Here is a 24,155-nt window from a genome sequence, read left to right as displayed (position 1 = left end):
TTTTTTTATTAATTAAAAAACAAAGAAAAATGCAACCAAAAAAAAACCGCTAGTTTCCTAGCGGTTTTTAGTTAAGCTTGTCCAATTGGATTTACTTTTATATTATTTGCTTGTTCTTTAACATCACCATATTCTTTCTCGTACTTAGCGATATTTTCTTGAAGAGCACGAAGAAGTCGCTTTGCATGTTCTGGTGTAACAATAATACGCGATCGTACTTTTGCCTTTGGCATTCCAGGCATCACATTGATGAAATCTAAAACAAACTCTGAATTAGAATGATTAACAACAGCCAAATTGGAATAAACTCCAAGAGCAGTTTGCTCATCGATTTCGATATTTAAATGACCGTCCTTATCTTCCTTCATAATATTAAAAATTTAAATCCGTTTTTATTTCTTGTTGAGATCCTACAATAATATCATCGTATTCGCGCATTCCTGTTCCAGCAGGGATTCTATGTCCAACGATTACGTTTTCTTTTAATCCCATTAAAGTATCTACTTTACCAGCAACTGCTGCTTCGTTTAACACTTTTGTTGTTTCTTGGAAAGAAGCTGCCGAAATAAACGATTTTGTTTGTAACGATGCTCTTGTAATACCTTGAAGAACTGGTGTACCTGTAGCAGGAACAACATCTCTTGCAATAATTAAATTTTTATCTTCACGTTTTAAGATCGAATTTTCGTCTCTTAATTCTCTTGTCGATAAAATTTGACCTTCTTTGATAGTAGTCGAATCTCCGGCATCTTCAACGATTTTCAATCCGAATAAACGATCGTTTTCTTCAATAAAGTCAGAAGCGTGAACCAATTGCTCTTCTAAGAATAAAGTATCTCCTGGATCTTCGATTCTAACCTTACGCATCATTTGACGGATTACTACCTCAAAGTGCTTGTCATTAATTTTTACCCCTTGTAAACGGTAAACCTCTTGAATCTCATTAACTAAATACTGTTGAACAGCAGAAGGTCCTTGAATTCTTAAGATATCGTCTGGTGTTGTTGCACCATCTGACAATGGCATACCTGCTTTGATAAAGTCATTTTCTTGAACTAAGATTTGGTTCGATAATTTTACTAAATATTTACGAACATCTCCTAATTTAGATTCTACAATAACCTCACGGTTACCACGTTTGATTTTACCAAAAGATACAACTCCATCAATTTCAGAAACTACCGCTGGGTTAGATGGATTACGAGCTTCTAATAACTCTGTAATACGTGGTAAACCTCCTGTAATATCCCCTGCTTTAGAAGATTTACGTGGAATTTTAACTAACGTTTTACCAGCCTTAATTTTCTCACCATCATTAACCATTAAGTGAGCTCCCACAGGTAAAGTGTATGAACGGATTAAGCTACCATCTTTATCATAAATTAATAAAGTTGGAACTAATTTTTTGTTTCTTGATTCAGAGATAATTTTCTCTTGGAAACCTGTTTGCTCATCGATTTCAACTTGGTATGTTTGACCTTGTTCTAAATCTTCATAAGCAACTTTTCCTGTGAATTCAGAAACGATAACTCCGTTATATGGATCCCATTTATTGATTACAGTTCCTTCTTCGATTACATCACCATCTTTTACATAAATAGTTGAACCGTAAGAAATATTATGAGTATTTAATAAAATACCTGTATTTACATCGTATAATTTTAATTCAGTTGAACGAGAAATTACGATATCAACAATATTTCCTTCGTTATCTTCACCTTTAACTGTTTTTAAATCTTCAACTTCAACACGTCCTTTAAATCTGGTTACTAAAGTAGAAACCTCAGAAATGTTACCAGCAGTACCTCCAACGTGGAACGTACGTAATGTTAACTGTGTACCAGGCTCACCAATTGATTGAGCTGCTACAACTCCAACTGCTTCACCTCTTTGTGCCATTTTACCAGTTGCTAAGTTACGTCCGTAACATTTAGCACAAATACCAGTTTTAGCTTCACAAGTTAAAGCAGAACGAACTTCGATACGTTCTAATGGAGAAGCATTAATTGCTTTAGCTTCTTTTTCAGTAATTTCAACTCCAGCAGGAACGATTACATCACTTGTTAATGGATTAATAACATCAGCAATAGCAATACGTCCAAGAACTCTTTCACCTAAAGATTCAATGATTTCCTCATTTTTCTTTAATGCTTCGAATTCAATTCCTCTTAAAGTACCACAATCTACAGAATTTACAATCACATCTTGAGCAACATCATGTAAACGACGAGTTAAATATCCTGCATCGGCAGTTTTTAACGCCGTATCGGCAAGACCTTTACGAGCACCGTGCGTAGAAATAAAGTATTCTAAGATAGATAAACCTTCTTTAAAGTTAGATAAAATTGGATTTTCGATAATATCTCCACCTGCAGACGTAGATTTTTTAGGCTTAGCCATCAAACCACGCATACCTGTTAACTGACGAATTTGCTCTTTAGATCCACGCGCTCCAGAATCAAGCATCATGTAAACTGAGTTAAATCCTTGTTGGTCTTCACGAATGTTTTTCATTGCTAACTCTGTTAACATAGCATTTGTTGAAGTCCAAACGTCAATTACTTGGTTGTAACGTTCGTTGTTAGTAATAAGACCCATGTTATAATTCATCGAGATACCTTCAACTTGCTCATTAGCATCGTCAATCATACCTTGTTTTTGCTCTGGAATCTTAATATCACCTAAAGAGAATGATAATCCACCACGGAATGCGTAACCATATCCCATGTCTTTCATATCATCTAAGAATTTAGCAGTGGTAGGAACATCCGTCGCTTCTAAAATCTTACCAATAATATCTCTTAAAGATTTTTTAGTTAATACCTCATTGATGAAACCAGCTTTTTCAGGAACTACCTCGTTAAACAAAATACGTCCAGCAGAAGTTTCGATGATTTGATAAACTAATTCTCCTTCTTTATTAAAATCTTTTGCACGTACTTTAACTTGAGCATTTAAGTTTAGACGTCCTTCGTTGATTGCAATATTCACCTCTTCAGCTGAATAGAACGTTAATCCTTCTCCTTTGATTTCTAATTCTGGAGTAGATTTACGAATTTTAGTCATATAGTAAAGCCCAAGTACCATGTCTTGAGAAGGTACCGTAATTGGCGCACCATTTGCAGGGTTTAAGATATTATGAGAAGCCAACATTAATAATTGAGCTTCTAAAATAGCTTCTGGTCCTAATGGTAAGTGAACCGCCATCTGATCCCCATCGAAATCGGCGTTGAATGCCGTACAAACTAATGGGTGAAGACGAATCGCTTTTCCTTCAATCAATTTAGGTTGAAATGCTTGAATACCTAAACGGTGTAACGTAGGAGCACGGTTTAATAAAACTGGGTGACCTTTAATTACGTTTTCAAGAATATCCCAAACTACTGGTTCTTTTTTATCAATAATCTTCTTAGCAGACTTAACTGTTTTTACAATTCCACGCTCGATTAATTTACGAATCACGAATGGTTTGTAAAGTTCTGCAGCCATATCTTTAGGAAGACCACATTCGTATAATTTTAATTCAGGACCTACAACAATTACCGAACGAGCAGAATAATCCACACGTTTACCTAATAAGTTTTGACGGAAACGACCTTGTTTACCTTTTAACGAATCAGATAATGATTTTAACGGACGTTGAGATTCTGTTTTTACAGCTGTAGCTTTACGTGTATTATCAAATAATGAATCTACCGCTTCTTGTAACATACGTTTTTCGTTACGTAAGATAACTTCTGGAGCTTTGATTTCCATTAATCGTTTCAAACGGTTGTTACGGATGATTACACGACGGTATAAATCATTTAAATCTGAAGTTGCAAAACGACCTCCATCAAGTGGAACTAACGGACGTAATTCTGGTGGGATAACAGGAATTACTTTTAAAATCATCCATTCTGGACGGTTTTCTCTGTTTAAGTTCGATTCACGGAAAGATTCAACAACATTTAAACGTTTTAAAGCTTCTGTTTTTCTTTGTTTAGAAGTTTCGTTATTAGCAGCGTGACGTAATTCATAAGATAAAGCATCTAAATCTGTACGCTCTAATAAATCCATAATACATTCAGCACCCATTTTAGCGATGAATTTGTTTGGATCTGTATCTTCTAAATATAAGTTTTCTAACGGAAGAGTATCTAAGATATTTAAATATTCTTCTTCTGTTAAGAAATCTAATCTATTAATTGGTTCTCCTTCTGGAGTTTTAGCGATACCTGGCTGAATAACTACATAACGTTCGTAGTAGATAATCATATCTAATTTCTTAGAAGGTAATCCTAAGATGTAACCGATTTTGTTAGGTAACGAACGGAAATACCAAATGTGTGCAATTGGCACAACTAAGTTGATATGTCCAACTCTGTCACGACGAACTTTTTTCTCAGTTACTTCAACACCACAACGATCACAAACGATTCCTTTGTAACGGATTCTTTTGTATTTTCCACAAGCACATTCATAATCCTTTACTGGACCAAAAATACGCTCACAGAATAAACCATCACGCTCTGGTTTGTGCGTACGATAGTTAATCGTTTCTGGCTTTAAAACTTCACCTCTCGATTCAGCTAGAATAGATTCTGGAGATGCTAAACCGATAGAGATTTTATCAAATCTTTTTACGGTGTTGTTTTTATCTTTATTATTTTTATTCATCATAGTTTTTACTATTGATTTATTTTGCAATTAAAAATTGATTCTTTTTTAAGTCTTAATCTTAAAATTAATAAGTTTTGAAAGTAACTATTTACTTTGAACTTTTGATTTTTAGACTTTTTGACTTAAATACCGCGGTTTACTTCTCTAAACTTCAAACACAATTTGAAGTGCTAATTATACCTTTGTATAAAAAATCGGAACGGTTTACGGGTATAAATCCTAAAAACTTTATAAATAGGTAATCAGTTCAGTCAAAAACTGAACTGATTACTTTGATTTTAATATATTAACTTTCTAATCTGATATCTAAACCAAGACCTTTTAATTCATGCATTAATACATTGAATGATTCAGGTAAACCTGGTTCTGGCATTGTTTCACCTTTTACGATAGCTTCGTAAGTTTTAGCTCTACCGATAACGTCATCTGATTTTACAGTTAAGATCTCACGTAATATTGAAGATGCACCGTAAGCTTCTAAAGCCCAAACCTCCATCTCTCCAAAACGCTGACCTCCAAATTGTGCTTTACCTCCTAATGGTTGTTGTGTAATTAAAGAGTATGGTCCGATTGAACGCGCGTGCATTTTATCATCAACCATGTGTCCTAATTTCAACATGTAAATCACACCCACTGTAGCTTTTTGATCGAAACGATCTCCAGTACCTCCATCGTATAAATAGGTATGTCCAAATCTAGGTACTCCTGCTTCGTCAGTGATTTCGTTAATTTGATCTAATTCAGCACCATCGAAAATTGGAGTTGCATATTTACGACCTAATTTTTTACCAGCCCATCCTAAAACAGTTTCATAAATCTGACCGATGTTCATACGAGATGGTACACCAAGTGGATTTAACACGATATCAACTGGCGTTCCGTCTTCTAAGAAAGGCATGTCTTCATCACGAACAATTTTCGCAACAATACCTTTATTACCGTGACGTCCTGCCATTTTATCACCTACTTTAAGTTTACGTTTTTTAGCAATATATACTTTAGCAAGTTTTAAGATACCTGATGGTAATTCATCTCCAACAGTAATCATAAATTTCTCACGACGTAAAACTCCTTGTAAGTCATTTAATTTAATCTTGAAATTGTGAATCAAGTCAGCAATCATTTCGTTAGTATGCTCATCTGTTGTCCACTGTCCTTTTGTTAAGTGAGCGAAATCTTCGATTGCATATAACATTTTTTGAGTGTATTTTTTACCTTTTGGCAAGATTTCTTCACCCAAATCATTCATTACTCCTTGAGACGTTTTACCGTTTACAATAAAGAATAATTTTTCAACTAAACGATCTTTTAACTCATTAAATTTCACTTCGAATTTAGTATCCATCAAAGCGATATCTTCTTTATCTTTAGAACGTTTACGTTTATCTTTTACTGCTCTAGCAAATAATTTTTTATCTAGAACAACACCTCTTAATGATGGAGAAGCTTTTAAAGAAGCATCTTTAACATCACCAGCTTTGTCACCAAAGATTGCACGAAGTAATTTTTCTTCTGGAGTTGGATCAGATTCTCCTTTTGGAGTAATCTTACCAATTAAAATATCACCAGGTTTTACTTCAGCACCAATACGAATCATACCGTTTTCATCTAAGTCTTTAGTAGCCTCTTCAGAAACGTTAGGAATATCGTTTGTTAATTCTTCATTACCTAATTTCGTATCACGAACTTCTAATGTATAATCATCAACGTGAATAGATGTGAAAATATCATCACGAACTACACGCTCACAAATTACGATAGCATCCTCAAAGTTGTAACCTTTCCATGGCATGAAAGCCACTTGTAAGTTACGTCCTAAAGCTAACTCTCCATTTTGAGTTGCGTAACCTTCACAAAGAACTTGTCCTTTTGTAACTCTGTCACCTCTTCTTACGATAGGCTTTAAGTTAATAGATGTACTTTGGTTGGTCTTTCTGAACTTAATTAAGTTGTATGTTTTCTCGTCCGGATCAAAAGAAATTAATCTTTCTTCTTCTGTACGATCGTATTTAATTGTAATTTTTTGTGCATCTACATAAACTACTTCACCTTCTCCTTCAGCATTAATTAAAACACGTGAATCTGTAGCAACTTGTTTTTCTAAACCTGTTCCTACAATCGGAGCTTCTGGACGTAATAATGGTACTGCTTGACGCATCATGTTCGATCCCATCAACGCACGGTTCGCATCATCATGTTCCAAGAAAGGAATTAACGAAGCAGAAATCGATGCAATTTGGTTTGGTGCAACGTCAGTATAATCAACCACTGATGGCTCAACAACTGGGAAATCATGCTCTTCACGTGCAATAACACGATCAGCAGTGATTGTACCCGTTTCATCCATTTGAACGTTTGCTTGAGCAATGATTTTACCTTCTTCTTCTTCAGCAGAAAGATAAATAGGAGTTTCAACTAGGTTAACTTTTCCTTCAGTTACTTTACGATATGGCGTTTCGATGAATCCCATACCATTAACTTTAGCATACACAGCTAAAGACGAAATCAATCCAATGTTTGGTCCCTCAGGAGTTTCAATTGGACAAAGACGACCGTAGTGTGTATAGTGAACGTCACGCACCTCGAAACCAGCTCTTTCACGAGAAAGACCTCCAGGTCCAAGTGCAGATAAACGACGTTTATGTGTAATCTCTGCTAATGGATTGGTTTGATCCATGAACTGAGATAACTGATTCGTACCAAAGAATGAATTAATTACAGATGATAAAGTTTTCGCATTGATCAAATCAATAGGTGTAAATACTTCATTATCTCTAACATTCATACGCTCACGGATTGTACGAGCCATACGAGCAAGTCCAACACCGAATTGAGCTGATAATTGCTCACCTACTGTACGTACACGACGGTTAGATAAGTGGTCAATATCATCGATTTCAGCTTTTGAATTAATTAATTCAATTAAGTATTTAACAATAGTGATGATATCTTCTTTTGTTAAAACTTGCTTATCGATTGGAGTATCAAGATTTAATTTTTTATTCATTCTGTAACGACCAACTTCACCTAAGTTATAACGTTGATCTGAGAAGAATAATTTATCAATAATACCACGCGCAGTTTCTTCATCTGGCGGTTCAGCATTACGTAATTGACGGTAAATATGTTCTACAGCTTCTTTTTCAGAATTTGTAGGATCTTTCTGTAATGTATTGTGGATGATTGTATAATCTGCCTGATTATTATCTTCTTTATGTAAAAGAATAGATTTTACATTAGCATCGATGATTTCTTCGATATTATCTTTATCCAATACCGTGTCGCGGTCTAAGATAATTTCATTTCTCTCAATAGATACTACTTCTCCAGTGTCTTCATCTACGAAGTCTTCATGCCATGTATTTAATACACGCGCAGCAAGTCTTCTTCCAGCATACTTTTTAAGTCCCGTTTTAGAAACCTTTACTTCTTCTGCAAGATCGAAAATCTCTAGGATATCCTTGTCTCTTTCGAATCCAATTGCTCTAAATAAAGTAGTAACAGGTAACTTTTTCTTACGGTCGATATAAGCATACATCACACTATTGATATCTGTAGCGAATTCAATCCATGAACCTTTGAAAGGAATAACACGAGCTGAATATAACTTAGTACCATTAGCATGGAAAGATTGACCAAAGAATACACCAGGTGAACGGTGCAATTGCGACACTACAACACGCTCCGCTCCATTGATTACAAAAGTTCCACTAGGCGTCATGTAAGGGATTGTTCCTAGGTAAACATCCTGAACGATAGTTTCGAAATCCTCGTGCTCTGGATCTGTACAGTAAAGCTTAAGACGTGCCTTTAACGGAACGCTATAAGTTAAACCTCTGTCGATACATTCTTCGATAGAATAGCGAGGTGGATCTACGAAATAATCAAGGAATTCTAACACGAACTGATTTCTTGTATCAGTAATCGGGAAGTTTTCCATAAAGGTTTTATATAAACCTTCATTACCTCTGTTATCAGATTTCGTTTCTAATTGAAAGAAATCCTGAAACGATTTTACCTGAATATCCAAGAAATCTGGGAAAGCTGGGATATTTTTGGTAGAGGCAAAATTTAATCTTTCAGTCTGATTTGTAATCATCAATGGAAAAATTTTTGATTAAAAAATTAATAAAAACGTACTAAACATATAATACGCAAAAATGGTTTAGGCCAATAGGATAACTCCTAGGGCCTAAACCGATAAGTTTAAAGAGAGTGAGATTATTTTAACTCAACTACAGCTCCAGCTTCTTCTAAAGCTTTTTTCAATCCTTCAGCTTCGTCTTTAGAAACACCTTCTTTAACGTTTGCTGGAGTACCATCTACTAAATCTTTAGCTTCTTTTAATCCTAATCCAGTTAATTCTTTAACAGCTTTAACAACTGCTAATTTAGAAGCACCAGCTTCTTTTAATACAACTGTGAATTCAGTTTGCTCTTCAACTGCTGCATCACCTCCACCTGCTGCTACAACTACTGCTGCTGCTGCTGGTTCGATTCCATACTCGTCTTTTAATATAGTTGCTAATTCGTTAACTTCTTTAACTGTTAGGTTAACTAATTGTTCTGCGAATTGTTTCAAATCTGCCATTTTTTCTATCTTTTAATTTGATTTGTAAAATATAATTTATTAATGTGCGTTCTTTTAGGAACAGACTAAGAAATGTATTTTATTCTTCGTCTTTAAATTGATTTTTAAGAGCTGAAATAACTCTTTGAGCAGGAGATTGTAATAATCCAATGATTTCTCCAATAACTTCTTCTTTAGATTTAAGAGCAGCTAATCCGTCTAATTCTTTGTCACCTACATAAATTTCTTCATTGATGTAAGCACCTTTTAAGATAGGTTTATCTGATTTTTTTCTAAATTCTTTGATGATTTTAGCAGGTGCATTAGCAACCTCTGCAATCATAATAGAAGTATTTCCTTTTAAAGTAGATGGTAAGTCTCCGTACTCATTTTCTGAAGCTTCCATAGCTTTAGCTAATAAAGTATTTTTAACAACCTCTAATTTAATTCCAGCCTTAAAACAAGCTCTTCTAAGATTCGAAGTAGTATCTGCATTTAATCCAGAAATGTCTGCTACATAAATAATTTTTGTATCAGCTAACTGTGCAGTTAAATCTTGAATCGCAATTGATTTTTCTTCTCTAGTCATACTAAAAATTTTTAACTACCAATTATACTGCTTTCGGATCTAAAGCAATAGCAGGGCTCATAGTACTTGAAATGTGTATCGATTTGATATACGTACCTTTTGCAGCTGTTGGTTTTAATTTGATCAATGTTTGAATAATCTCGTGTGCGTTCTCAGTAATCATATCAGCACCGAAAGATACTTTTCCAATTCCTGCGTGAACGATACCAGTTTTATCAACTTTAAAGTCGATTTTACCAGCTTTCACTTCTGTAACCGCTTTAGCAACATCCATAGTTACTGTACCAGTTTTAGGGTTTGGCATTAAACCACGAGGTCCTAAAATACGACCTAATGGACCTAATTTACCCATAACTGCTGGCATAGTGATGATTACATCAACATCTGTCCAACCGTCTTTGATTTTTTGTAAGTAATCGTCTAATCCAACGAAATCAGCACCTGCAGCTTTTGCTTCAGCTTCTTTATCCGGAGTAACTAACGCTAATACTCTTACATCTTTACCTGTTCCGTGCGGTAATGTTACAACACCACGAACCATTTGATTTGCTTTACGAGGATCTACTCCTAAACGTACTGCAATATCAACAGACTCATCAAATTTTGCAGAAGCAACTTCTTTAATCAATGCAGATGCATCTTTTAAAGAGTATAACTTGTTCTTCTCAATTTTTGAAGCAGCCTCTTTTTGCTTTTTTGTTAATTTTGCCATTTCTTCTTTTTTTGTGTTTAAAGAGGAATATTCCTTACTTTACTGTTATTCCCATTGATCTTGCAGTTCCAGCAATCATAGACATAGCAGACTCTAATGTAAATGCATTTAAATCAGCCATTTTGTCTTCAGCAATTGCTTGAATTTGATCCATAGTTACAGAAGCAACTTTCTTACGGTTTGGTTGTCCAGAACCTGATTTAAGTTTAGTAACTTCTAATAATTGAACAGCAGCAGGTGGTGTTTTAACAACAAAGTCAAAAGATTTGTCTTTGTAAACTGTAATTTGTACTGGTAAAACTTTGCCTGGTTTATCTTGTGTTCTAGCATTAAATTGCTTACAGAACTCCATGATGTTAACTCCAGCAGCCCCCAAAGCAGGTCCAACCGGTGGCGATGGGTTCGCTGCACCTCCCTTAACTTGTAGTTTAACTACTTTACTAATTTCTTTTGCCATTTTTAAAAAAATTTAGCACATCTCTCAGTGGAAGCGATTGATGTGGTTAAAATATGTAACAATTATATTTTCTCTACTTGTGTAAAACTTAACTCTAATGGTGTTTTTCTACCGAAAATTTTAACCATTACTTCAAGTTTACGTTTTTCTTCATTAACTTTTTCAACTGTTCCGTTGAATCCGTTAAATGGTCCATCGATAACTTTTACCGTTTCGTTAACTTCATAAGGAATTAATCCAACATCTTCAGTTACAGAAAGTTCATCAACTGTACCTAACATTCTATTTACTTCGGCTTGTCTTAAAGGCACAGGATCACCTCCACGTGTTTCTCCTAAAAAACCAATTACTCCAGAAATAGATTTAATGATATGTGGTAATTCTCCAGTTAAATTAGCTTCAATCATAATGTAACCAGGAAAATAAATACGTTCTTTAGTAATTTTTTTCCCGTCTTTAAGATTTACCACTTTTTCCATTGGAACCAACACTTGTGATAAATAGTCAGACATATCAAGTCTTGCAATTTCGGTCTCGATATAGTTTTTCACTTTATTCTCTTGACCACTAACCGCTCTAACTACATACCACTTTTTGATATTATTATCAGTCATAAAAGTAGTATTAAGAATTTATCAAATTAAAAAATCCTGCGATAGCTTTAGCGAAAACAGTATCAACTCCCCAAGTTGCTAAAGCCATAACAACAGCAAATATAGACACTATAATTGTATACTTTTGAACTTCTGCCCAAGTAGCCCAGGTTACATTTGATTTTAATTCAACAAATGAATCTGATAAATAATTAAAAACTTTTGCCATAATATTTTTATTTGCACGGGTGGAGGGATTCGAACCCCCATCAACGGTTTTGGAGACCGCTATTCTACCCTTGAACTACACCCGTTTGTTAAAAAGTTGGCAGCAAAAACTGCCAACTTATATAATTGTTTTATCTAGGATTATCCTAAAATTTCAGTTACCTGACCAGCTCCAACAGTACGTCCACCTTCACGGATTGCGAAACGTAAACCTACAGTCATTGCGATTGGTTGTAACAACTCAACAGTGATAGTTAAGTTATCCCCAGGCATAACCATCTCTACTCCTTCTGGTAATTGGATAGTACCAGTTACGTCAGTTGTACGAACGTAGAATTGAGGACGGTAGTTGTTGTGGAATGGAGTGTGACGTCCACCTTCTTCTTTTTTCAAGATATAAACCTCAGCTTTGAATTTAGCGTGTGGCTTAACTGATCCTGGCTTAACAATAACCATACCACGACGGATATCATTTTTGTCAATACCACGTAATAATAAACCTACGTTATCTCCAGCTTCTCCACGGTCTAAGATTTTACGGAACATCTCAACTCCTGTAATAGTAGAAGTTAATTTGTCAGCTCCCATACCAATGATTTCAACAGGATCTCCTGTATTTGCAACACCAGTTTCGATACGTCCTGTAGCAACAGTTCCACGTCCAGTAATTGTAAATACATCCTCGATTGGCATTAAGAATGGTTTTTCAGTATCACGTACTGGCTCTTCAATCCAAGCGTCAACAGCTGCCATTAAAGACATAACTGTATCAACCCATTTTGGTTCACCATTTAACGCTCCTAAAGCAGATCCTTGGATAACTGGTCCATTATCTCCATCATATTGATAGAAAGATAATAAATCACGAATTTCCATCTCTACTAACTCTAACAATTCAGCATCATCAACCATATCCACTTTGTTCATGAAAACAACCATACGTGGAATACCAACCTGACGACCTAATAAGATGTGCTCACGAGTTTGTGGCATTGGTCCATCTGTAGCAGCAACTACTAAGATAGCACCATCCATCTGTGCAGCTCCAGTAACCATGTTCTTAACGTAATCCGCGTGACCTGGACAGTCAACGTGAGCGTAGTGACGGTTAGCTGTAGCATATTCTACGTGAGATGTATTAATTGTAATACCTCTTTCTTTTTCTTCTGGAGCGTTATCAATTTGATCAAATGATTTAGCCTCAGATAAACCTGCATCTGATAAAACTTTAGTAATAGCAGCTGTTAATGTTGTTTTACCGTGGTCAACGTGTCCGATAGTACCGATATTTAAATGGGGTTTCGAACGATCAAAAGTTTCTTTTGCCATGATTTAATAATTTAATCTTAGTTATATAATTAGTGTTCAATATTTAATTAACCCTTAGAGCCAACGACGGGATTTGAACCCGTGACCTCTTCCTTACCAAGGAAGCACTCTACCCCTGAGCTACGCCGGCAAAAAGTCTTTAATTGTGGGGAGAGCAGGATTCGAACCTGCGAAGGTTTCCCAACGGATTTACAGTCCGTCCTCGTTGGCCGCTTGAGTATCTCCCCTAACCTTATTTTTGGCACTTTTTCAATCACCAGAGCCGATGGAGGGACTCGAACCCACGACCTGCTGATTACAAATCAGCTGCTCTAGCCAACTGAGCTACACCGGCAATTTAAAAAGTCCGCTATTTCTAACGGACTGCAAATGTATATAATAATTTACATAAACAAAAGTTTTTTTCATACTTTTTTTAACGCAAATTAATGTGATTTCATTTTCTCCTTGCGTTTTACAAGCAATCGCTCTGCTGCATCACCCGCTAAATCAACAGCTTCTTCAAAAGATTTCGCTGTCTTTTTTACAACGATATCATCACCTGGAATTTTTACTATAATATCCGCTGATTTATTTTCTTTATCACTTGTATTTTCCACTCGCAAATTTACATCAATATCAACAATCTTATCAAAATATTGTTCTAATTTTTCTAATCGAATATTAATAAAATCTACCAATTTACGATCTACATTGAAATTCACAGCTTGAATGTCTACTTTCATAATAAATTATTTTAAAAAGATTAATACTTATTCTTCTCCATCTTTAAATCGCGGATGAGCATTTTTGTAAACTTTTTTCAATTCAGACAAACTTGTTTGTGTATAAATCTGAGTCGAAGATAAACTAGAATGACCTAACAATTCTTTAATCGAATTCAAATCCGCCCCATTATTTAACATATGTGTTGCAAACGTATGCCTTAACATATGCGGGCTCTTTTTTGACTTTGAAGTAACTCCTCTAAAATAGTTATTTATTAATCGATACACAAATGTTTCGTTTAATTTATTTCCATTTTTTAATAATATTAACAACTGCAAATGATTAACATCTACCTGAGCCCTCTGAAGCAAATATCTTTTTAACAAATCAACCATTTTAGCATTCATCGGAATTATACGTTCTCTATTTCGTTTACCCAAAACTTTAATCTGAGAAGCAAAAAAATCAACATCAGAAACTCTCAAATTAATCAATTCTGATTTTCGAATTCCCAAAAAATAGAAAACAGAAATAATAACCACTCGTAACAATTCGTCATAATCATCTAGATTTACATCTTGCAAAACCAATTTCATTTCATCTTCAGAAAATGGAATTTGCAAACTTTTATCAATCTTTAAAGATTTATGAACAGCCAGAGGATATTCTATAATCAATTTACGTTGATATAAAAATTTAAAAAAGCTTTTCAAAGAACTAATCTTTCGATTAATTGACAAACTCGAATAATCATTCTCTGACAAATAAACCACCCAAGTTCGAATCACAGAATAATCTATTTGAGACAATTCAATTTTATCTTCCGCATTTATATAATCAAAAAAGGATTTTACATCATCTGAATATGCACGCCAAGTTTTTAAAGAATATCGTTTCTCTTTAATCAAATAATCCGCATACTGTTCTAAAATTTTTTCCATAAAAAAAACCATCAATCAAAGTTAAACTTTAATTAATGGTTTTATATGAATTCGTTCTAAAAAATTAATTTTCGAATGATTCTCTTAATCTTTGAACGTAAGCTGCTTTTTGTAATTGAGCACGTTTTGATACAGAAGGTTTCGTAAAGTTTTTACGCTCTCTTAAAGCACGTAAAGTACCTGTTTTATCGAATTTTCTTTTGTAGCGTTTTAACGCTCTATCAATATTTTCTCCGTCTTTAATTGGAATGATCAACATAATTTATACACCTCCTCTCGTTATGGGTGCAAAGATAACAACTTTTAAAACAAACAAACAAGTAAATAGTATTCTTTTTTAATAAAAAAAGAGAACCCGAAGATTCTCCTTTAAAAAATTTGATATTATTTTCAATTAGTCTTTCAATAAATTACGTGAAATAACCATTTTTTGAATTTCTGTTGTTCCTTCACCAATTGTACATAATTTTGAATCACGGAAGAATTTCTCAACAGGGAAATCTTTTGTATAACCATAACCACCGTGAATTTGAATCGCTTCCGTAGAAACTTTCACACAAACTTCTGACGCGTACATTTTAGCCATAGCTCCTAAAGTAGTCACAGGTTTATGGTTATTTTTTAAGAAAGCCGCTTTATGCAATAACAATTCAGATGCTTCAATTTCTGTAGCCATATCTGCTAATTTAAATCCAATTGCTTGGAACGATGAAATTGGCTTACCAAACTGAATACGTTCTTTAGAATATTTCAACGCAGCTTCGTAAGCTCCTTTAGCAATACCTAAAGATAAAGCCCCGATAGAAATACGTCCACCATCTAAGATTTTCATCGCTTGGATAAAACCTTCTCCAACTTCACCTAAACGATTTGCATCAGAAACACGACAATTATCAAAAATTAATTCGGCAGTTTCAGAAGCACGCATTCCTAATTTATTTTCTTTTTTACCCGAAGTAAATCCTGGTGTACCTTTTTCGATAACAAAAGCTGTCATTCCGTGAGAATCACCTTTTTCTCCTGTACGAACAATTACAACAGCAACATCTCCAGAAATAGCATGCGTGATAAAGTTCTTAGCTCCGTTAATCACCCATTCATCACCGTCTTTTACAGCTGTAGTTGACATTCCACCAGCATCAGAACCCGTATTATGCTCAGTTAACCCCCAAGCTCCAATCCATTCTGCCGTAGCTAATTTAGGAATCCATTTTTTCTTTTGTTCTTCGTTTCCGAAAGTTAAGATATGATTTGTACATAACGAATTATGTGCAGCAACAGATAAACCAATTGAAGAATCTACTTTAGAAATTTCTTCAACAACAGTGATGTATTCATGGTATCCTAATCCTGAACCTCCTAATTCTTCAGGAACTAAAACTCCCATATAGCCCATTTCACCTAATTTTTTAAATAATTCAACAGGGAAAATTTGAGCTTCATCCCACTCCATAATATGTGGACGAATGTGTTGTTCTGCAAAATCTCTAATAGATTGTGCAATCATTGCTTGCGTATCGTTGTACTCGAAATTCATATAGTTTTTAGTTTATTTTCTTAATAATCCAAATATAACGCAATTATATTTAATTTGTCAAGCGGAAAGCCCTTAATTTTTTTCAAATCCTCAATTTTTAACAAATTATCCGATTTACTTCGATAAATTAATATTTCCCTTGACAGTTGATAATTTATATAAGGAATTTTTGAAAGTTCTTCTCTTGATGCTGTATTTATATTAATTCTATTAACAACTGGTTTAGAACCAATTTTAAAATATTTTTTTAAAGAATGGACAACTTCAGGTGGCAATCCGTAAACAAAATTAACTTGGTCCATGTGTACAAAACCGCTATATTTATTTCGTTCGTTTAGAATTCGTTCCGCATATGCTGGACCAATTCCTTTTATTAAAATTAAATCATCAAGCGTTGCTTTATTGATATCTTTTACAGGAATTGAAACACTTTGAGCTGTGTATTGATTATTAGATTTTTGCTGTGTCCATTCAGGAAATTTAAAATACGGACTGTATTTCACCAACCATTCATCCGAAACACCCGTTACTTGTTGAAACTCTTTAGCAGAATTCACATATTTATCTGATTTGCGAAAAGCGAGCAATTTATCAATTTCCTCAATTTTCATTTCAAGAAAATAACCTTTATTATCTGTAATAAAGTTCGGATTAAAGGGATAAATTTTACGTTTTGATTTGAGTTGCTTTAAACTATCAATTTCTTTTTGATATAAAGCAATTGTAGATGCATCAATTTGGAAATCATTAAAATCGGAAGAATTATTTCGATAGTAAAAAAAAGCAATTTGGATAATAAAGATTAAAAAAAGTAACACAAAAATTCCTTTACGTTGTGATGACGTAAACATTCGCATTCGATTTAAAATCTTCCACTTCATAAATCATAACTTATAGAATACCAAGATACTAAAAATATTGATTTATTTTACCAAATTACAAATCGAAAACAGAGCTACGTTTGGTGTAAATCATATCTTTTACTTTAAGTAAAAAAGCTAAAGTCAAATAGATAGAAAACCAAATTCCTAAAGTAAAAAAAGACATATATACAAAAAAGAAACGAACGCGACTAACGCAAATACCAAGTTTTTCGGCGAATCGAGCACAAACTTCGAATCCGTTTTTTTCGAAATAATAACGTGTATTTTGAATAATGTTCATACCTCAAATTTAAACATTATTTTGAAGTAATTTTACACCGATTACACATTGTAAACATTTTTTTTCATCGCAATAATTCTTTTTTAAATGAATTAAAGTTTGCGAATCAAAAGCGTTTTCGACGTTTACATGTATCGACTCAAATTTTTCTACAATCGCATTTTTTTCGGGTTTTATTTTTTGATAGATTTCAAAAATGGAATCAAAATCAGTTTTACCTAAATGCTTTTGATAAACAAAACGCAAAGGCAAAATGGTATTCAACAACAATAAATCAACGAATGCGTTAGTAAGTTTCTTTACTGATGATTTACTTTCTTTATCGAAAACATAATGCGTTTTCCAATAATCAGAAACCGAAATCGAAAAATAAGTATACATCAACTTCAAAGATATTTCGTTTTGAATCAAACCAGAAAACAAATGTTCTTTTTGATGTAACAGATTTGCTAATTGCGAAAATCGAATCGTTGGAAAATTATCTGGACGAAGTTTAAAAAAATGAATCGGTTCTGTAATCGAATCAAGTAGTTGATGTTTGTTTTTTAGATATGAAAATTCTTTCAATAAATCTTTATAATACACATCTTCTTTCGGAATTTGCAATAAACCCGAAACTCCCAAAAAAAGCGCTTCGAGATTAAAAGCAGAAAATCGTTCTTTCAAAATTGTTTTGTACGAAATTTTCTTTGCGGTTTGTTCAAAAGCAATTCCGTTAATATTTAATCCGAAGTTTTTAGTCAACAAAATAAACAAAACTTCTTCCCAATTATTCTTGGTTTCGATTAACAACTTTTCAATCGGTTTCGTTTTTTGTTCTAAACGGTCAATTAGTAATTTTTCTTTCCATTGAAACCAAGTAAAATCATCAATCTCGCTTAATTGATTTTCGCAAAATATCCAATTCTTTGAAGTTCGCAAATCAAAATATTTCTTAACTAAATTGACATCAATATATTTGGAAAGATTTAAAACCGGAATCACCGAACCATCTTTTCGAAAAACATCAATATCGTAATCCCAAACCACGTGCAAAATAACATTATCGTAATTCGAATCTGTTTCGTGCTGATGCAAATACCAATCCGAAGCTTTTAGATGCATCTCAACATTTCCTGCCCAAAGTTGTCCGTCGATATGTAATTGCGCATTAAAAAAATCAGGTCCAGTCATTTGAATGTAATCTCCAAAACACACAATCTCGATTTTCTGATGTTGTTCAGAAAACAAATTCGAAACATCAAACTGTTTATTTCGCCAAACAAAATGTAAAAAATCTTCTTTCATACACAACCGTTTCCCTAAAGTTAATTATAAATTACCGAAATACAACTCATTAATCCAATTTATCTATATTTGTAAAAAACAACATAATGAGATTTATTTACGCTTTATTACTTATTTCATTTTCTAGCTTTGCACAAAAAGGCATTCAGGTTACTTACAACAATTATTCGAACGGAAACATTTCTGATGATGATGTGATTTTATTTATCGGAAATCAGCAACAAGGTTTGATTACCAAAAAGGCAATTTTCGATAAGAAAGTAAAATCATTTCCGAAAGAAAAGAAGTTTATTAACTACAACAACAAGATTGTGACTTCGCAAGCAGAAATTGGCGATAATAAATTTATTATTACCAACGATTCTACTTCGTTAAAAAACGCGAAACTTGAACTAACCAATGAAACCAAAGACATTTTAGGATACAAATGTAAATTGGCAAAAACCAACATCAATTCAAATAATATCGAAATTTGGTACACCAACGACGTTCCATTTAAAGGCGGACCTAGCATTTTAGGTCAAGACTTGGGATTGGTTTTAGAAATAAATCGCAACAATACGTTTAGTACTAAAGCGAAAGAAGTTACCAAAATTGCCAAATTAGACAATAAAGAATTGACAGCAAATTCAAATGCAACTTATGCAGATGCTTTAGCTTATCAGGATTATATCTGGAAGAGCAAGTTTACAACCTTGCCAATTTTCAAAAACGAAGTCATCAGTTTTAACGATAGCAATAAATCAAACGATAGCATTTTAAAGTTTGGAAACGGAACGGTAATCATTAGAAAAATAAAATTTCCGAAGATTGGCAAAACCGACCAAGTTTTTGTTGATTTAGAAGAAAAATCAAATGGCGATGCCTACGACAGAACCGGAAGTGTGTTTATTATTCCAACTACCAAAGAGCAATCTTTTTTTACGGGATTAACCAAAGGAATAAACACGTTACCAATTTACGAAAACGGAAATGGTAAAAAATATCAAGGTATCATTCAAACTAAAAATTATTTACCGGCAGTAGAATTAATGCGCTTTTTCACGCCGTTTGGTGTGGGGCATTTTAACGGATTTCAGATGAAAGATAAAACTTGGCAAGAAAGTGTTTTTTACCGTCAGGACATTTCGGAGCTGTACCAACAACTTTCGGGTAAAGATATTTATGTTGGTGTTTTTATTGGTAATTATGACAAAGGCGGACATGAAGTTTCTTTGAATATCACCATTCATAATGACGAGAAAAAGTACTTCAACTTTAATTATTCCGACCCCCTTTTTAACACCACGAATTTATTAGAAATGGGCGGACAAGAATATGGTTCTATGTTTGATTCTGAAAAAGGCTTAGAAGTTACTTTTACTTTAGATAAAGAAGTTAAGAATGCGATGTTGCGCTACATTACCACAGGTCACGGTGGATGGGAAAATGGCGATGAATTTGTTCCGAAAACGAATACCATTTTACTAGACCAAGCCGAGGTATTTAAATTTATTCCGTGGAAACAAGATTGCGGTTCGTATCGCGCATACAATCCCGTTTCAGGAAATTTTGATAATGGTTTATCATCTTCTGATTATTCAAGAGCTAATTGGTGTCCGGGAACGGTAACCAACCCAATGATGATTGCCTTAGGAGATTTAAAACCAGGAACGCATACCATCACCATTAAAATACCACAAGGCAAACCCGAAGGTAATAGTTTTAGCTTTTGGAATGTATCTGGTGTTTTGTTAGGAAATACCGCTTTTTAAAAAACGACATAATACTAATCAAAAACAAAAAGGCAATCTTCACAGATTGCCTTTTGTATTATTTGATAGCGTTAATGATGTCGTATTTTGTAATGATGTGGTGTTTACCGTTTTCTAAAGCAACCAACACCGCTTGATTTTCTTTATTGATTAATTTAGAAACTTCTTCGATTGAAGCATTTGCTTGTACGATTGGATAAGCAGCTCCCATAATTTCACGAATTGGTTTTTCGATGATATTAGCATCAGCTAAATATGCATTGAATAAATCCGATTCATTTAATGAACCTGCAAATCCGTTAACATCAATAACTGGAAGTTGTGAAATCTTCAATGTTCTCATTCTATCAATAGCATGTGACACTAACTCTTCTGTACGAACAATTGCTAAAGGTTTATCGATATGGTTTTGAATTAAATCAACCGCGGTTGAAACTTCATCTGTTAAGTAACCTCTATCTCTCATCCAATCGTCGTTAAAGATTTTACCGATATAACGAGAACCTGAATCGTGGAACAAAACGACTACTACATCATCAGGACCTAATTCGTCTTTTAATTGCAACAATCCTTTGATTGCCGAACCCGAAGACATCCCAACAAATAAACCTTCTTCTAAAGCTAATTTACGACAGTAAACCGCCGCATCTTTATCGGTTACTTTAGTGAATGCGTCGATAACATCAAAGTTTACGTTCTTAGGTAAAATATCTTCTCCGATTCCTTCGGTTACGTAAGAATAAACTTCATTCTCGTCAAAGATTCCAGTTTCTTTATATTTTTTGAAAACCGAACCGTAGGTATCAACTCCCCAAATTTTGATGTTTGGATTTTTCTCTTTTAAGTATTTTCCAACTCCAGAAATAGTTCCACCTGTTCCAACTCCAACAATAAAGTGCGTGATTTTACCTTCGGTTTGTTCCCAAATTTCTGGACCTGTTTGTTCGTAGTTCGCTTGAGCGTTTGATGGATTATCGTATTGATTTACGTACCATCCGTTTGGCGTTTCTTCTGCTAAACGTTTCGAAACTGAATAGTAAGAACGTGGGTCAGTTGGTTCAACATCTGTAGGACAAACGACTACTTTTGCACCAACTGCACGAAGGATATCCATTTTTTCTTTAGACTGCTTGTCTGTAATTACACAAATTAATTTGTAACCTTTTACAACAGCAGCTAAAGCTAATCCCATTCCGGTATTTCCAGAAGTTCCTTCGATGATTGTTCCTCCCGGAACTAAGCGTCCGTCTGCTTCGGCATCTTCAACCATTTTAAGAGCCATACGGTCTTTACAAGAATGACCTGGGTTGAAATATTCAACTTTAGCTAAAACAGTTGCTGGAATTTCTTTTGTGATATGATTTAATTGAACCATTGGCGTATTCCCAATAGTTTCTAATATATTTTTTGCGATTTTCATTTGGATTGTATTTGATGCAAAGATAGCAATGCTTTTTGTAAATTGAAAACGTGAATGTTAATGTTAATCTAAACTTGCGTTAGGGATTGCAATGGAAAGCCCACAGCAAATTTATTTGCGAGGACTTGAAATGGAAAGCCCGACCTGAAAGGTAACGTCCTACCAGAAGAAATCCCAAACGATTCCGAAACGTAAACGCATATCGGTAAACGGGCGCGTTGGTGTTGCAAAGAAATTATAACCTGTGAAACTTGAATTGAAGTGTTCTAAGTTTAGATAAATCCTTGCAGTTTTAATCTTTGCATTGACAAAGAAATCGAAAGTTGGGAAACCACCAATCTTACGTGAGTCTTGTACGAAATAATCTCCTAAGATTGGATTGTATTCGTTTGCATAATATTTTGTATGGTATTTGAAAACGATTCCTGTTTGAAGAAACAACGCTTTTTTGAACAATTTATCGGTATAATAAATAGTGTTTCGTGTTATGAAGCTTGGAACATTAACAATATTTTCGTCTTGCGTTACTTGCTGAAACAACAAGGTATTGTCTAAGGCAAATTTCCCAAACTTAAATTCGCGTTGGGCTTTTATATTAAAATACCCAATGGTTTTGTCGTATTGCTTTGGCGTTACCAATTGCTGTTCTGGAACTGCAAAAGCATTTAAATTTAAATTATTATTTGAGAAATAAATTTTATCGTTTATTAATTGAAAGTTACCCGAAAGATTGACATAAGGATTTTCAAATGTTGCATTAATTGATTGTATTTTTTCATTAGAAAAATTATTTATCCAATTGTAATCGACATATGTACTTTGAAACATTTGTTGTGTCATTTCTGGAATTTTACTCAAATATTGATAATTTGCCTTTAAGGTATATAAATCATTAATGTCGTAACTTATTTCGGCTTTTAATTCAGTGGTAGAAATTTCAGATATTGATTGTCTTGCCTCTGCATTAAAACTAAAATCTTCTTTATCTATGCCGTATGAACCACCTAAAGTAACTAAATCGTATTTCAAAAAGGCAGGAACAATTTCTGAATTTCCTTTTACGACAATGGAATTATAGTAATAATCAAAGGAAGAAATTTCTGTATTAAAGGCCAATTCGCCCAAAGATGTAGAATTGTATGCCAATGATAATTGATTATAAAAATTTTTAAAACGAACTTTATCTTTTATAGAATTAGAATATGAATCTCCAAAATAACGAATGCTAGATTCAAATGTTGTCAAATCGGTTTGATTAAATTCATTAGATTGATATTCGTAAAAGAATTTGTGCTTTACCCAAATTTCATTTTCTGTAGAACTATTGAATTGGTATTTGTGATTCAAAAAAGCACGAGTTCCTTTAAAAAGTGAATTAGCATTACGCATATAAACGTTCAATCTTTCGCGATTGTTATATGGTGCATCACTTGATTCAAACAAATCGATATCTGTAATTCCTCCGTTTTCTTGATTCATGATGTCTTGAAAAACAAAGTTCATTTGAAGATAATATTTTTCGTCTTTTGTATTATAAGAACCTCCTAATTTGAAATTCCCGATTGAATTCAATTCATTTAGATAAGCACCAAGTGAACGTAAAGCTCGATATCCAATAAAAACATTTGTGCGTTCGTTGAAGTTTGTTGTAAAAAGCGTGTTCAGGTTTTGACCTTGTTTTACTACAGAACGATACGACAATTCAGTAAAGGGAGTTGGAACTTTATAATAATTTATATCTTCAATCTGATAATAATTCCATTGCTTAGAACTAAAACCAAAACTGGGATTCATGTGATTATTAATCAAAGAATAATCCAATACATTATAGGTTTGGCCGTCATTAGATAATGATTGAAGACCAAACATATCGCGCCCTAAAAAATTAAGTTGTTGAAATTTTTTTATAGTTAAAGCCGTATCAACTTCAGTTATTTTGTTGTCGTAAGAGATTATTTTATACCAATCAATTGGAGCAATTGAATCTTGACTTGTAACTGATTTAGTAGTAGAATTTTTAGATTCAACATTTGTATTATTTAAAGTTGTTGGATTATTATTTGTTTGATTGACTTTTGTATTATCAATCTTAACATTCTTCTCGTCTTTTATTTTCAATTTATCCGTTCTCTTTACTTGAGCACTCATTTGTAAAGAAAGAATAAAAAAACATAACAGAGCTAAATTGCGCATAAAAAAGATTTT

General features: G+C 33.7%; 20 protein-coding genes and 4 tRNA genes. 1 reads left to right on the top strand and 23 read right to left on the bottom strand.

Features of this window, described 5'->3' with window-relative positions; translation table 11 throughout:
- Window positions 1-71: 71 nt before the first annotated feature.
- The 21 genes from HW119_RS06890 to HW119_RS06790 form a co-directional block, all read right to left on the bottom strand.
- The gene (locus tag HW119_RS06890) at window positions 72-368 is read right to left on the bottom strand and encodes a DUF3467 domain-containing protein (RefSeq protein WP_177762455.1); all 297 of its coding nucleotides are present in this window, start codon (window positions 366-368) and stop codon (window positions 72-74) included.
- Between the two features lie 4 nt (window positions 369-372).
- Complete coding sequence (gene rpoC, locus HW119_RS06885) at window positions 373-4,659, bottom strand: DNA-directed RNA polymerase subunit beta' (RefSeq protein ID WP_177766559.1); 4,287 nt, start codon at window positions 4,657-4,659, stop codon at window positions 373-375.
- A 289-nt stretch (window positions 4,660-4,948) separates the two neighbouring features.
- Entirely contained in the window at window positions 4,949-8,761 is a 3,813-nt protein-coding gene (gene rpoB / locus HW119_RS06880; protein WP_177766557.1) for a DNA-directed RNA polymerase subunit beta, read from the bottom strand.
- Window positions 8,762-8,883: 122 nt separating this feature from the next.
- Entirely contained in the window at window positions 8,884-9,252 is a 369-nt protein-coding gene (gene rplL, locus HW119_RS06875; RefSeq protein ID WP_177762452.1) for a 50S ribosomal protein L7/L12, read from the bottom strand.
- Window positions 9,253-9,331: 79 nt separating this feature from the next.
- The gene (gene rplJ, locus HW119_RS06870) at window positions 9,332-9,820 is read right to left on the bottom strand and encodes a 50S ribosomal protein L10 (RefSeq protein WP_177762449.1); all 489 of its coding nucleotides are present in this window, start codon (window positions 9,818-9,820) and stop codon (window positions 9,332-9,334) included.
- Window positions 9,821-9,842: 22 nt separating this feature from the next.
- Entirely contained in the window at window positions 9,843-10,532 is a 690-nt protein-coding gene (rplA, locus tag HW119_RS06865) for a 50S ribosomal protein L1 (RefSeq protein WP_125016466.1), read from the bottom strand.
- Between the two features lie 34 nt (window positions 10,533-10,566).
- On the bottom strand, window positions 10,567-10,989 hold the full coding sequence (gene rplK / locus HW119_RS06860) for a 50S ribosomal protein L11 (RefSeq protein ID WP_177762446.1): 423 nt from the start codon (window positions 10,987-10,989) through the stop codon (window positions 10,567-10,569).
- A gap of 62 nt (window positions 10,990-11,051) precedes the next feature.
- Complete coding sequence (gene nusG / locus HW119_RS06855) at window positions 11,052-11,603, bottom strand: transcription termination/antitermination protein NusG (RefSeq protein WP_177762443.1); 552 nt, start codon at window positions 11,601-11,603, stop codon at window positions 11,052-11,054.
- Window positions 11,604-11,613: 10 nt separating this feature from the next.
- A complete protein-coding gene (secE, locus tag HW119_RS06850; protein ID WP_177762440.1) occupies window positions 11,614-11,811 on the bottom strand; it encodes a preprotein translocase subunit SecE in 198 nt (65 codons plus the stop codon).
- A gap of 14 nt (window positions 11,812-11,825) precedes the next feature.
- Window positions 11,826-11,896 (bottom strand) — tRNA-Trp (locus HW119_RS06845).
- 55 nt (window positions 11,897-11,951) lie between these two features.
- Window positions 11,952-13,139 (bottom strand): elongation factor Tu, encoded by a 1,188-nt coding sequence (gene tuf, locus HW119_RS06840; protein ID WP_177762437.1) that lies wholly within the window; start codon window positions 13,137-13,139, stop codon window positions 11,952-11,954.
- A 58-nt stretch (window positions 13,140-13,197) separates the two neighbouring features.
- Window positions 13,198-13,269, bottom strand: a tRNA-Thr gene (locus HW119_RS06835).
- 16 nt (window positions 13,270-13,285) lie between these two features.
- Window positions 13,286-13,366, bottom strand: a tRNA-Tyr gene (locus HW119_RS06830).
- Window positions 13,367-13,399: 33 nt separating this feature from the next.
- Window positions 13,400-13,473: transfer RNA gene (locus HW119_RS06825), tRNA-Thr, on the bottom strand.
- Between the two features lie 91 nt (window positions 13,474-13,564).
- A complete protein-coding gene (gene hpf / locus HW119_RS06820) occupies window positions 13,565-13,864 on the bottom strand; it encodes a ribosome hibernation-promoting factor, HPF/YfiA family (protein ID WP_177762434.1) in 300 nt (99 codons plus the stop codon).
- A 27-nt stretch (window positions 13,865-13,891) separates the two neighbouring features.
- Window positions 13,892-14,788 carry a tyrosine-type recombinase/integrase gene (locus tag HW119_RS06815; protein WP_177762431.1) on the bottom strand — a complete coding sequence of 299 codons (897 nt, stop codon included), beginning with the start codon at window positions 14,786-14,788 and terminating at the stop codon, window positions 13,892-13,894.
- A 64-nt stretch (window positions 14,789-14,852) separates the two neighbouring features.
- On the bottom strand, window positions 14,853-15,047 hold the full coding sequence (rpsU, locus tag HW119_RS06810) for a 30S ribosomal protein S21 (protein ID WP_177762428.1): 195 nt from the start codon (window positions 15,045-15,047) through the stop codon (window positions 14,853-14,855).
- A gap of 135 nt (window positions 15,048-15,182) precedes the next feature.
- Entirely contained in the window at window positions 15,183-16,325 is a 1,143-nt protein-coding gene (locus HW119_RS06805; RefSeq protein ID WP_177762425.1) for an acyl-CoA dehydrogenase family protein, read from the bottom strand.
- A gap of 20 nt (window positions 16,326-16,345) precedes the next feature.
- Window positions 16,346-17,206, bottom strand: a complete 861-nt coding sequence (locus tag HW119_RS06800; RefSeq protein WP_255498052.1) for a ComEA family DNA-binding protein — start codon at window positions 17,204-17,206, stop codon at window positions 16,346-16,348.
- Between the two features lie 55 nt (window positions 17,207-17,261).
- The gene (locus tag HW119_RS06795) at window positions 17,262-17,489 is read right to left on the bottom strand and encodes a PspC domain-containing protein (RefSeq protein ID WP_177762422.1); all 228 of its coding nucleotides are present in this window, start codon (window positions 17,487-17,489) and stop codon (window positions 17,262-17,264) included.
- A gap of 9 nt (window positions 17,490-17,498) precedes the next feature.
- Complete coding sequence (locus HW119_RS06790; protein WP_177762419.1) at window positions 17,499-18,776, bottom strand: DUF2851 family protein; 1,278 nt, start codon at window positions 18,774-18,776, stop codon at window positions 17,499-17,501.
- An 86-nt stretch (window positions 18,777-18,862) separates the two neighbouring features.
- Here HW119_RS06790 and HW119_RS06785 point away from each other — a divergent pair, with 86 nt between their 5' ends.
- Complete coding sequence (locus tag HW119_RS06785) at window positions 18,863-20,530, top strand: GLPGLI family protein (RefSeq protein WP_177762416.1); 1,668 nt, start codon at window positions 18,863-18,865, stop codon at window positions 20,528-20,530.
- 58 nt (window positions 20,531-20,588) lie between these two features.
- On the opposite strand, the gene HW119_RS06780 is transcribed toward HW119_RS06785, so the two are convergent.
- Together HW119_RS06780 and HW119_RS06775 are read right to left on the bottom strand one after the other, a co-directional pair.
- Window positions 20,589-21,950 (bottom strand): pyridoxal-phosphate dependent enzyme, encoded by a 1,362-nt coding sequence (locus tag HW119_RS06780; protein ID WP_177762413.1) that lies wholly within the window; start codon window positions 21,948-21,950, stop codon window positions 20,589-20,591.
- A gap of 159 nt (window positions 21,951-22,109) precedes the next feature.
- Window positions 22,110-24,098, bottom strand: a complete 1,989-nt coding sequence (locus HW119_RS06775; protein ID WP_177762411.1) for a putative porin — start codon at window positions 24,096-24,098, stop codon at window positions 22,110-22,112.
- Window positions 24,099-24,155: the final 57 nt, after the last annotated feature.

Source organism: Flavobacterium sp. I3-2 (genome assembly GCF_013389595.1).
Lineage (GTDB): Bacteria > Bacteroidota > Bacteroidia > Flavobacteriales > Flavobacteriaceae > Flavobacterium.
This window is presented reverse-complemented; position numbering and strand designations above follow the sequence as displayed.

Bases quoted from the DNA above. Each gene is read 5' to 3' on its own strand.
- HW119_RS06800 (WP_255498052.1), bottom strand. From the start codon at position 17,206: ATGAAGTGGAAGATTTTAAATCGAATGCGAATGTTTACGTCATCACAA.
- HW119_RS06890 (WP_177762455.1), bottom strand. From the start codon at position 368: ATGAAGGAAGATAAGGACGGTCATTTAAATATCGAAATCGATGAGCAA.
- HW119_RS06795 (WP_177762422.1), bottom strand. From the start codon at position 17,489: ATGAACATTATTCAAAATACACGTTATTATTTCGAAAAAAACGGATTC.
- rpsU (WP_177762428.1), bottom strand. From the start codon at position 15,047: ATGTTGATCATTCCAATTAAAGACGGAGAAAATATTGATAGAGCGTTA.
- rplA (WP_125016466.1), bottom strand. From the start codon at position 10,532: ATGGCAAAATTAACAAAAAAGCAAAAAGAGGCTGCTTCAAAAATTGAG.
- HW119_RS06805 (WP_177762425.1), bottom strand. From the start codon at position 16,325: ATGAATTTCGAGTACAACGATACGCAAGCAATGATTGCACAATCTATT.
- HW119_RS06815 (WP_177762431.1), bottom strand. From the start codon at position 14,788: ATGGAAAAAATTTTAGAACAGTATGCGGATTATTTGATTAAAGAGAAA.
- HW119_RS06780 (WP_177762413.1), bottom strand. From the start codon at position 21,950: ATGAAAATCGCAAAAAATATATTAGAAACTATTGGGAATACGCCAATG.
- rplL (WP_177762452.1), bottom strand. From the start codon at position 9,252: ATGGCAGATTTGAAACAATTCGCAGAACAATTAGTTAACCTAACAGTT.
- tuf (WP_177762437.1), bottom strand. From the start codon at position 13,139: ATGGCAAAAGAAACTTTTGATCGTTCGAAACCCCATTTAAATATCGGT.
- rpoB (WP_177766557.1), bottom strand. From the start codon at position 8,761: ATGATTACAAATCAGACTGAAAGATTAAATTTTGCCTCTACCAAAAAT.
- HW119_RS06790 (WP_177762419.1), bottom strand. From the start codon at position 18,776: ATGAAAGAAGATTTTTTACATTTTGTTTGGCGAAATAAACAGTTTGAT.
- HW119_RS06775 (WP_177762411.1), bottom strand. From the start codon at position 24,098: ATGAGTGCTCAAGTAAAGAGAACGGATAAATTGAAAATAAAAGACGAG.
- HW119_RS06785 (WP_177762416.1), top strand. From the start codon at position 18,863: ATGAGATTTATTTACGCTTTATTACTTATTTCATTTTCTAGCTTTGCA.
- secE (WP_177762440.1), bottom strand. From the start codon at position 11,811: ATGGCAAAAGTTTTTAATTATTTATCAGATTCATTTGTTGAATTAAAA.
- rpoC (WP_177766559.1), bottom strand. From the start codon at position 4,659: ATGAATAAAAATAATAAAGATAAAAACAACACCGTAAAAAGATTTGAT.
- rplK (WP_177762446.1), bottom strand. From the start codon at position 10,989: ATGGCAAAAGAAATTAGTAAAGTAGTTAAACTACAAGTTAAGGGAGGT.
- rplJ (WP_177762449.1), bottom strand. From the start codon at position 9,820: ATGACTAGAGAAGAAAAATCAATTGCGATTCAAGATTTAACTGCACAG.
- hpf (WP_177762434.1), bottom strand. From the start codon at position 13,864: ATGAAAGTAGACATTCAAGCTGTGAATTTCAATGTAGATCGTAAATTG.
- nusG (WP_177762443.1), bottom strand. From the start codon at position 11,603: ATGACTGATAATAATATCAAAAAGTGGTATGTAGTTAGAGCGGTTAGT.